Below are 8,944 nucleotides of genomic sequence, written 5' to 3'. Positions count from 1 at the left end.
CGACGTGCTCCTCGGGCGTCCACCCGGCGGACACCGGATCGAAGGCCGGCACCCTCAGCACGTACCACTCCTCGTGATAGTCCCGAAGCACCCCGTCGGCGGGCTCGGCCACGAAGTCCCGGCTCCAGAACGGCTCGCCGAACGCCTCGGGAGCGATGACGAGCCCGGTCTCCTCGAACAGCTCGCGCACCGCGCCGTCGAGGTGCGACTCGCCCGGCTCGAGGTGGCCGCCCGGCGTGAGCCACCTGGTGGGGTGGGTGGCCACGTCGGCGCGTGTGTAGAAGAGGAGGGTGCGGCCGGCCTGATCCAGCAGCAGCACCCGGGATTTCAGGATGACGCCGCCTTCCGGCGTCGCCGCATCCGCAGCCCCGCTCACGATCTCCTCCGCCCGCCCGCTCGGCCCTATTCGCCTTCGATGGCGCCGAAGTCGGAGATGTCGCCGACGTAGCGCGTGTGGTTCTCGGGCACCGGATCGACAGCCGCGGCGGCCACCTCGGCGGCGAACTCGCTCACGTTGTACAGGCGGCCGGCGGCCTCCTTGCGGGCTCCGATCGCTCCGGGGTTCGCGCGCTCGAGCAGCGTGGCCGTGATGGTGCCCTCGATCATGTCGCCCGACACCACGACGAAGCCGATGCCGGCCTCATCCAGCTGAGGGATCATCGCGCGCAGGGCGTCTTCGCCCGCCCGCTTGCTGAGCGCCACGGCCTCGTACTCGGGCATGGTCTCGGTGGTGCGGATGAAGTGCGCCTGGTGGCTGGTGACAAACACCACGCGGGAGCCGGGAGCGAGCAGCGGCAGGGCTGCCGTCAGCAGCTGCACCTGGGCGTCGCGGTTGAGGGCCATCGCGTAGTCCTCGGCCATCCCGCTCTCCATGCCGCCCGAGGCGTTCATGACGAGGATGTCGAGGCCGTCGAGCTCGGCCTGCACCTGGTCGAACATCGCGGCGACGGATGCGGGGTCGGTGAGGTCGGCACCCACCACGATCGCCGATCCGCCCGCCTCGCGGATGCTGTTCGCCAGCTTCGCGGCCCGTGCCTCTTTGTTGCGGTAGTTGATGACGACGGAGGCGCCCGCCTCGGCGAAGTAGCCGACCGTGTCGGCACCGATGCCGCGGGAGGAGCCGGTGACGAGGGCGCGCTTTCCGGTGAGCGAACCGGGGGCGAGTGGATTGGGCACGGAGAACTCCTCGTAGATCGAAACGACCTCCCGAGACTACCAAGTAGCCGTTACTCCGGTCGGTCGACACGGATCCCTGCTAGCGTCGAAGGCGTCAGGTCACACTGGCGATCAGCGCCGAGAGGAGACCACGGATGCTCGAATTCCTCGACTCCTACGCCTGGATCTTCTGGCTGGGCCTCATCCTGCTCTTCGTCGTGATCGAGATGCTCACGCTCGAGTTCACCTTCTTGATGATCGCCATCGGCAGCCTCGGGGGCCTCGTCGCCGGCGCGTTCGGCGCCCCCTGGTACATCCAGATCGTCGTGGCGGCCGTGGTGTCGCTGCTGCTCCTGCTCACGCTGCGTCCTCCCCTGCTCCGGCTGCTGAAGCGGGGCGGCGACCCGGCCCGGAGCAACGTCGACGCCCTCCTGGGTCTGGAGGGCCTCGTGCTCGACGGCGTCACGTCGTCGGCCGGGCACGTGAAGCTCTCCAACGGCGACACCTGGACGGCGCGTATCAGCACCCTCACCGAGCCACGTGAACTGCAGCGCGGTGAGCGCGTGCTCGTCACGGCCATCGACGGCGCCACCGCGATCGTGGTTCCCGCCGAACGGGCCCCATCGGTCGGCGAGCAGCAGACTCCCGTCGAACGAAAGGACTCCCCCGCATGAACGAGAACGTCGTGGGCCAGGTGATCCTGGTGGTCGTCATCGTCATCATCGTCATCTTCGTGCTGGTGGTGGTGGCCCGGTCGGTACGGATCATCCCGCAGGCCCGCGCCGGTGTGGTCGAGCGCCTCGGCCGCTACCACAAGACCCTCATGCCGGGCCTGAACATCCTGGTTCCATTCATCGACCGGCTGCGCCCGCTGATCGATCTCCGCGAGCAGGTCGTGTCGTTCCCGCCGCAGCCCGTCATCACCGAAGACAACCTGGTGGTCTCCATCGACACCGTGGTGTTCTTCCAGGTGACGGATGCTCGGGCCGCGACCTACGAGATCGCCAACTACCTCGGCGCCGTCGAGCAGCTCGCCACCACCACCCTTCGAAACGTGGTGGGTGGCCTGAACCTCGAAGAGGCGCTCACCAGCCGTGACGAGATCAACGGCCAGCTGCGCATCGTGCTCGACGAGGCCACCGGCAAGTGGGGCATCCGCGTGTCGCGCGTCGAGCTCAAGGCGATCGACCCGCCCCTGTCCATCCAGGACTCGATGGAGAAGCAGATGCGTGCCGAGCGGGAGCGCCGCGCGGTCATCCTGACGGCCGAGGGAACCAAGCAGTCCGCCATCCTGGAGGCCGAAGGCCATCGGCAGGGCGAGATCTTGCGGGCCGAGGGTGACGCCAAGGCCGCCGTGCTGCGCGCCCAAGGTGAGGCGGAGGCCATCACCACCGTCTTCAGCGCCATCCACAAGGGCGAACCCGACAACATGCTGCTCGCCTACCAGTACCTGCAGACCCTGCCGAAGCTGGCCGAGGGCAGCGCGAACAAGCTCTGGGTCATCCCGAGCGAGCTCACCGAAGCCCTCAAGGGCATCGGCCAGGCATTCGGCGAGCGAGGTGCCGCGGCGTCGAAGCCGGGAACGGCCGATGGTGCCGCACGCCAGGGCGAGTAGCACTCCGACGAAGCCCTACTTCGCGCCCCCAAAACCGCGCGTGCTCGCCCACCGTGGTCTGGCGATCGGCGTTCCCGAGAACACCCTCGCCTCCTTCGAGCGCGCCGTCGCGGCCGGTGCCACGTATGTCGAGACCGACGTCAACGCCTCGGCCGACGGTGTGGCCGTGGTCGTGCACGATCCCACCCTCGACCGTATCGTGGGGCGCGCCGATCGGGTGGCCGATCTGACGCTCGAGCAGTTGCGCTCGATCGATCTCGGTGGCGGCGTGCGATTCGTCACGCTCCAGGAGGCGCTCGAGGCGCTGCCGGGGACGCGGTTCAACATCGACATCAAGTCCGACGACGTCGCGGCCCCGGCGGCCGCCGCGATCGCAGCCGCGGGCGCGGTCGACCGGGTGCTGATCACCTCCTTCTCCGGGGCACGACGTCGGGCTGCGATCGCCGCCCTGGGAACGCGGGTGGCGGCCTCGGCCTCGGCCTCGGAGTTCGTGCCGGCGCTGCTGCTGGCCAAACTCGGCCTCACTCCCCTGGTGCGCTTCGCGCTGCGCCGGGTGGATGCCGTGCAGATCCCGATGCGCATCTTCGGACTGCACACCACCACACGCCGTACCATCGACCGCCTGCACGCCGCCGGCGTGGAGGTGCACGTCTGGACGATCAACGACGTGCCGGTGGCACGGGGCCTTCTGGAACGGGGCGTCGACGGCATCGTCAGCGATCGCGCCGACCTGATGCTGGCGCTCACGGCCCCCGAAGGGGGAATTGCCTAATTCGCTGAGAGAGTACTGGCAAAAGACGGCTTTGGAAAGGTTTGGCCGGGCTCTGAGGTTTATAAAGTTCGAAGCAATGCGAGAGGAGACCACACAATGGCAGATCGCAGTTTGCGCGGAATGCGTCTGGGCGCACAAAGCCTGCAGAGCGAAGAGGGCGTCGTATTTTCGCCCCGATCCAGCTACACGTATCGCTGTGCCACCTGCGGCCGTGACACCGACATGGTGTTCTCGGCCGAAGCCGAAGCCCCCGAGACCTGGGAGTGCAAGTACTGCTCCCACGAGGCCGTTCTGATGGTGGGCTCCGAGCCCATGACCATCGATCACGCCGACGCGAAGACTCCGCGGAGTCACTGGGACATGCTGCTCGAGCGCCGCACACGCGCCGAGCTCGAAGAGCTGCTCGAAGAGCGCCTGCAGTTCCTGCGCGCCCGTCGCGGCACTCAGAAGATCGGCGCCTAGCAGCCGATTGGCACCACACGACAAAGGCCGTGCCACCCGTCAGGGTCGGCGCGGCCTTTTCCTCGTGCGTGCTGACGCGCCGGCACCCGACGTCAGGGCCACCAGCAACCCGATGATGCCGAACCCGGCGAACAGCCATTCGAGCTGGAACCCGGCGACGGAGGCGGGGGTCGCCGCGGTCGCCAGCGGCACGTCCGCCACCATCGAGCCCGCCTCGTAGGCCGGGATGCTCGCGATGGTGCTGCCATCGGGAGCGATGATCTCGCTGTGGCCCACCGTCGAGATGTTCACCACGCTCGTGCCGAACTCCACAGCCCGCAGCCGCGCGATCGCGAGCTGCTGCAGGTTCTCGTCGGTCTGCCCGAAGTCGGCGTTGTTGGTCTGGGCGAGCACGACCTGGGCGCCTTCGGCGGACATCGCCCGCATCACCGCGTCGTCGGTGATGTCGAAGCAGATCGAGATGCCGGCAATCAGGCCGTTGATGTCGAAGGTGAGGTCGGTGTCGCCGAACTCGTAGTCGCGTGTCACCAGGTCGACGAGGTCGGGCGCCAGGGCCCGGAAGAACTCCCGGTTCGGCATCCATTCGGCGAAGGGCACGGGATGCCGCTTGTCGTAGAAGTCGGTGACGCCCCCGTTCTGCCACAGCAGCGAGGTGTTGTAGACCTTGTCGCCACGGGCCTGGATCGTGCCGACCACCAGCGGCACGTCGCCGAGTTCGGCACTGACGGCATCCAGGGTCTGGGACGCGTAGGTGAACTGGGTCGGATCGATGTCGGAGGAGTTCTCCGGCCACACCACCACGTCCATGTCCTGCCCGATCAGGCCGGCCGAGGCCGAGACGTGGTCGCTCAGGATGTCGCCACGCTCGTGCACGGCGAACAGTCCGGCGTTCGAGTTGCCCTGCACGGCGCCGATGCGGGCGGTTCCGGATGTGACGGCCGGCCAGGCGGGAACGGCCAGTGTGGCGGCGATCGCCACGCACGCTGCAAGCACGCGGGTCGACGAGCGCAGCCCGTCCTCGCGCACCAGCTGCACCAGGAACGCGACCAGCCACACCAGCACGAAGCTCAGCCCCGCCATCCCCACCCAGGCGATCAGGCCGGTGTACGGGCTCTCGGACTGCGACATCGCCACCCGGCCCCAGGAGAAGCCGCCGTAGGGCGCGATGGAGTTGATCCCTTCGCGCAGCACCCAGAGGCCGGCGACCACCAGCGGCAGCACCGTCAGGCGCCGCGCACGCGACGGCCAGGCCGCCTCCGCCCGGCGGTACACGAGCGCGATCAGCAGCGCGCCCAGAGCGAAGTAGCCGCCCTCGAAGATCGCGAGCCCGAGCCACGGCACCGGCCCGAGGTACAGGGTGAGCCAGAAGATGTGGACGCCCCAGAAGCTGACGCCGGCCACGAAACCGATCAGCAGGGCGCTTCCCCAGCGCCGGCCGATCAGCGCGGTGAGCACGATGGCCACACCCACCAACGTGAGCGGCCACCAGCCCTTGTCGGGGAAGCCGGCGTCGAGGGCGATACCGGCGCCGACCGCGCCCAGGAGAGCGAGCCAGAGGGGCATCACGGGCCGCGTGAACCCGGGCGCTTCGAGAGCCGGCAGATCGCGCCGCAGGGCAGGATCGGCCGGGCGCGCGGCCGCGGAGGACACCGGGGTACGGGAGACAGCAGTGCTCACGACGTCACGCCACCGAGGAGTAGGCGACGATGCCGCGGCGTACCGCGTCGATCGCCGAACGGGCGCTCGTGGCGAGCCGCGCATCCGGAGTGCCCTGCAGCTGGTCGAGCAGGTCGATGGTCTGCTTCGCCCAGCGCACGAAGTCGCCGGCGGCCATGTCGGCCTCGCTCAGCACCTCGTCGAGCGTGGCACCGCGAGCCCACTTGTGCATGGCCGTGCAGAGCCCGATCGCCACCGGGTCGCTGCCCGGCAGCTTGTGGTCGCGCTCGATGTCGTCGATCGTCGCCCAGAGCGTCTGCGTCTCGTCGAGCGCTTGGCGAAATGATCCGCGAGGCAGGTAGCGCTCGGCGTTCTCGCTCTCGTCGCGCCGCGGCTGGTAGACCAGCGCACACGCGATCGAGGCGAGCGAGGCCGGGTCGAGGTCTTTCCACACACCGCGACGGATGCACTCCGCCACCAGCAGGTCGCGTTCGCCGTAGATGCGCTTGAGCGTGTGCCCCTGAGCGGTGATCACGGTCTGCCCGTGCTCGTCGGTGGTGAGGTAGCCGAGCCCGAGCAGCACATCCGTCACCCGGTCGAAGACCTTCGCGATGACGTTGGTGCGGGTCTGGATCTGCTGGGTGAGGCGATCCGTCTCCTTCTTCAGGGTGAAGTAGCGCTCTGCCCAGCGCGCGTGCGCCTCGCGGTCTTTGCAGCCGTGCACCGGATGCGCGCGCAGCTGTTTGCGCAGCGACGCGATGTGCCGCTGCCGCTTCTCCCGATCGGCGTGCGGGCGGTGCGAGTCGCCCTTGCCGGCGCTGGAGCGCTCGAGGTCGGTGAGCTCGCGGCGGATCTCCGCGTACTCCCGGAAGTCGCCGAGATGGCAGGTCATCGCCTTGTCGAAGCCGGCCAGCGACTCCTCCTGCTGCCGAACCTTACGGGCGAGGTCGACCACGGCGCGGTCGGCCTGGAACTGGGCGAACGACGACTCCAGGATCTCGCGGGTGCGCGGCCGGCCGAACTGATCGATCAGGTTCACGGCCATGTTGTAGGTGGGCCGGAAGCTCGAGTTGAGCGGGTAGGTGCGCCGCGAGGCGAGCGAGGCAACCTCTTGCGGGTCGAGCCCCTCCCGCCACTGGATGACCGAGTGGCCCTCCACGTCGATTCCCCGACGCCCCGCACGGCCGGTGAGCTGCGTGTACTCCCCCGCCGTGATGGGCACACGCGCCTCGCCGTTGAACTTCTCGAGCTTCTCGAGCACCACGGTGCGCGCCGGCATGTTGATGCCGAGCGCCAGCGTCTCGGTGGCGAAGACGACCTTGACGAGCTTCTTCTGGTAGAGCTCCTCCACCACCTCTTTGAAGGCGGGCAGCATGCCGGCGTGGTGAGCCGCGACACCGCGCTGCAGGCCCTCGGTCCACTCCCAGTAGCCGAGCACGGCGAGGTCTTCGTCGCGCAGGGTGCGGCAGCGCTCGTCGACGATCTTGCGGATCTCGTCGCGCTCCTCGGTGGTGGTGAGTCGCACGCCGGCGCGGAGCACCTGCTTCACGGCCTGGTCGCAGCCGATTCGGCTGAACACGAAGAAGATGGCGGGCAACAGCCGGTGCTCATCGAGCAGGCGCACCACCTCGGGCCGGTCCATCCGCTCGAACCCGCCACGGTTGTGCGGGCCGCCGTTCCCGGTGCCGTAGCCGCCGCGGCCGCCTCCGCGCCCGTTGCGGTTGTGCCCACCGCGTCCCCGCCCCCCGCGGTCGGCGGCCAGCGAAGCACCTCCACGCACCAGTTGGGCGAGCTCGGGATTGACCCGGTTCGTGGCCGCCCGGCCCGTCGAGTCGAACAGGTCGAGCAGCTTGGTCTTCACGAGCGCGTGCTGGTCGAGCGGAACGGGCCGTTCCTCCGACACGATCACCTCGGTGTCGCCGCGTACGGCCTGCAGCCAGTCGCCGAATTCCTCGGCGTTCGAGACGGTCGCCGAGAGCGAGACCAGCTTCACCGACTGCGGGAGATGGATGATCACCTCTTCCCAGACGGCGCCGCGGAAACGGTCGGCCAGGTAGTGCACCTCGTCCATCACCACGAACCGCAGGTTCTTCAGCAGGTTCGAGTCGGCGTAGAGCATGTTGCGCAAGACCTCGGTGGTCATCACCACGATCCGCGCATCCGCGTTGATGTTGGTGTCACCGGTGAGCAGGCCCACCTCGTCGGGCCCGTACTCGGTCACGAACTCGTTGAACTTCTGGTTCGACAGCGCCTTCATCGGCGCCGTGTAGAACACCTTGTCGCGCACCGACTGCATCGCCAGGTGCACCGCGAACTCCGCGACCACGGTCTTGCCCGCACCGGTGGGGGCGGCCACGAGAACGCTGCGGCCGTCTTCGAGCGCACCGGCGGCCTCGATCTGGAACGGGTCGAGATCGAAGCCGATTCCCGCACGGAACACCTCGACCTGCGGATGCCCCGCCCGCTTGCGACTGGCGGCGAACCGCTCGGAGGGACTCAGCAGCTCGGCCGGATCCGCGGCCTTCGCCATCAGACGGCCAGCTCGATGTCGAGGTTCGACAGCTGTTTCTTCTTGCGCCGGTCGTGCAGGAACGCGATGCCGGCCGCACCGAAGTACAGCAGCAGCATCGGGATGGCGAGCAGGAACATCGACATCACGTCGGCCGCCGGTGTGGCGATGGCCGTGAAGAGCGTGATGGCCAGGATGGCGATGCGCCACGACTTGAGGATCGTGACCGCGCTCAGCACCCCGGCGAAGTTCAGGATGACCAGGAACACCGGCAGCACGAATGCGATGCCGATGACCAGCACCAGCTTCAGCACGAAGTCGTAATAGGACCGTGCGGTGAGAAGCGCCGTCGTGCCCTCAGGCGCGAAACCGGTGAGCAGCACCACCATATGGGGCAGCACGAACCAGCCGGCCACGGTGCCCGCGAAGAACAGCGGCACAGCGGCCAGCACGAAGCCGATAGCGAAGCGCTTCTCGTTGCGCTTGAGCCCCGGCATCACGAACGCGAAGATCTGGTACAGCCACACCGGCGCCGACAGCACAACGCCCACGGTGAAGGCGATCTGGATGCGCAGGTCGAACGCCGACGAGACGTCGGTGAAGTTCAGGCTCGCCTCACGCCCCTGCTGGGCCGCGATGTCGGCGATCGGCTGGGTCAGCGCCACCAGCACGAAGTCGGACAGGATGAACCCGACGACCATGCCCACCACGATCGCAAGGGCCGCGATGAACAGCCGCTTCCGGAGTTCGACCAGGTGGGAGCCCAGCGACATCC

Annotated in this window: 9 protein-coding genes; 4 read left to right on the top strand and 5 right to left on the bottom strand. The window is 68.4% G+C overall.

The window, feature by feature from the left end:
• Together Q0D75_RS13300 and Q0D75_RS13295 are read right to left on the bottom strand one after the other, a co-directional pair.
• Positions 1–376 (bottom strand): NUDIX domain-containing protein (locus Q0D75_RS13300; protein ID WP_291054185.1); only part of this gene is annotated, 376 nt, incomplete at its 3' end.
• Between the two features lie 26 nt (positions 377–402).
• Complete coding sequence (locus Q0D75_RS13295; RefSeq protein WP_291054183.1) at positions 403–1,176, bottom strand: SDR family oxidoreductase; 774 nt, start codon at positions 1,174–1,176, stop codon at positions 403–405.
• A gap of 134 nt (positions 1,177–1,310) precedes the next feature.
• Between Q0D75_RS13295 and Q0D75_RS13290 the strand changes: the two genes are divergently transcribed.
• The 4 genes from Q0D75_RS13290 to Q0D75_RS13275 all read left to right on the top strand — a co-directional run bounded on the left by Q0D75_RS13290 (position 1,311) and on the right by Q0D75_RS13275 (position 4,004).
• Positions 1,311–1,829, top strand: coding sequence for an NfeD family protein (locus Q0D75_RS13290; protein WP_291054181.1), 519 nt, complete (start codon positions 1,311–1,313; stop codon positions 1,827–1,829).
• Positions 1,826–2,770: an SPFH domain-containing protein gene (locus Q0D75_RS13285; protein WP_291054179.1), complete on the top strand. Its 945-nt coding sequence runs from the start codon at positions 1,826–1,828 to the stop codon at positions 2,768–2,770. Before Q0D75_RS13290 ends, Q0D75_RS13285 begins: the two co-directional genes overlap by 4 nt.
• A 40-nt stretch (positions 2,771–2,810) precedes the next feature.
• On the top strand, positions 2,811–3,542 hold the full coding sequence (locus Q0D75_RS13280) for a glycerophosphodiester phosphodiesterase family protein (protein WP_291054177.1): 732 nt from the start codon (positions 2,811–2,813) through the stop codon (positions 3,540–3,542).
• Positions 3,543–3,638: 96 nt separating this feature from the next.
• Positions 3,639–4,004, top strand: a complete 366-nt coding sequence (locus Q0D75_RS13275; RefSeq protein WP_291054175.1) for an RNA polymerase-binding protein RbpA — start codon at positions 3,639–3,641, stop codon at positions 4,002–4,004.
• A gap of 39 nt (positions 4,005–4,043) precedes the next feature.
• Here the strand turns inward: Q0D75_RS13275 and lnt are convergent, their stop codons facing one another.
• The 3 genes from lnt to tatC are packed head-to-tail and all read right to left on the bottom strand — an operon-like array spanning position 4,044 to position 8,942.
• Positions 4,044–5,681 carry an apolipoprotein N-acyltransferase gene (lnt, locus tag Q0D75_RS13270; RefSeq protein ID WP_291054173.1) on the bottom strand — a complete coding sequence of 546 codons (1,638 nt, stop codon included), beginning with the start codon at positions 5,679–5,681 and terminating at the stop codon, positions 4,044–4,046.
• A 4-nt stretch (positions 5,682–5,685) separates the two neighbouring features.
• The gene (locus tag Q0D75_RS13265; protein ID WP_291054171.1) at positions 5,686–8,190 is read right to left on the bottom strand and encodes a DEAD/DEAH box helicase; all 2,505 of its coding nucleotides are present in this window, start codon (positions 8,188–8,190) and stop codon (positions 5,686–5,688) included.
• The gene (tatC, locus tag Q0D75_RS13260; RefSeq protein ID WP_291054189.1) at positions 8,190–8,942 is read right to left on the bottom strand and encodes a twin-arginine translocase subunit TatC; all 753 of its coding nucleotides are present in this window, start codon (positions 8,940–8,942) and stop codon (positions 8,190–8,192) included. Before tatC ends, Q0D75_RS13265 begins: the two co-directional genes overlap by 1 nt.
• Between the last annotated feature and the right edge of the window lie 2 nt (positions 8,943–8,944).

The organism is Herbiconiux sp., assembly GCF_023264855.1.
Taxonomy (GTDB): Bacteria; Actinomycetota; Actinomycetes; order Actinomycetales; family Microbacteriaceae; genus Herbiconiux.
The sequence above is the reverse complement of the archived record's forward strand: the minus strand, read 5'-3'. Positions and strand labels throughout refer to the sequence as shown.